We start from the raw sequence: 1021 nt of genomic DNA on the forward strand, positions 1-1021 counted from the left end.
GAGACCTATGAGGTCAATGTCAGCTCCGAGCCGTATTGGGTTAAAAACACGGCGACAGAGACGACGCTCTACAATCCCTATGCGCTGACCCAGCGCACCGAGCGGGTGTTCGATGCCTACCACAATGTCACCGAACTGAAGGAATACGGTCGCAAGGATGTCGCCGGCGACGAGCGCTGGACGAGCTATACCTATGCCCCGAACACGACGAAGTTCATTACGTCGCTGCCGACGGCCATCGGCGTGCGCTCGGGCGGCTTCGATGCCGCCACGGCCACGACGCTGAAGTATGAGCGCTATGTCTATGATGGCGGCAGCGACTACACTGCCGCGCCGGTCCAGGGCAATCTGACACAAAAGCTCGCCTATGCGGCGGTCGTCGCGCCGCAGAGATGGGTGACCAGCACCTATACCTATGACGCCTATGGCAACCGGATCTCCGAGACGGACGGTGCCAAAAACCGTACCGAATGGGATTACGATCCAACCTACCATCTCTATCCGGTCACCGAGCGCAGCCCCAAATACTTCGCTGCTGGTAGCCTGCCGGCAGACACGCGCTTCGTGTCGACGACGGCCTATGATCCGGTCTGCGGCCTGCCGTCGACCAAGACCGATCCGAACGGCATCGTCGAGACGTTCACCTATGACGCCTATTGCCGCCCCTACGGCTATACGCATTCGGGTTCCGGCAATTACACCAACACCCGTTTTGAGAACGAGGGCAATCCGGCCCTGCAGGCGGTCGTCGTCTCAAAGCCGCTGACATCGGGCACCGGCGAGAGCTATGCCCGCACCTATTATGACGGGCTCGGCCGCCCGTGGCGGGTGGAGACATCGGGGGATAGTGCGACCGGTCCTGCCCGCATCACCGATACGATCTACGATGCCCGCGGTAATGTGCAGCAGTCATCGATCGTGCGCTTTGTCGGTGAAACGGCGCAATGGACGGTCAACAGCTACGATGCGCTCGACCGGATCACGAAGAGCGTCAATCCCGACAGTACATTCAAAACCTACG

Annotated in this window: 1 protein-coding gene; it reads left to right on the forward strand. The window is 60.3% G+C overall.

The features are described 5' to 3' along the window. The coding region (locus AC1DNW_RS35390) for a hypothetical protein (protein ID WP_477855803.1) at positions 1-1021 on the forward strand (1021 nt) is incomplete at both ends.

Source organism: Rhizobium sp. 05L429 (genome assembly GCF_056397645.1).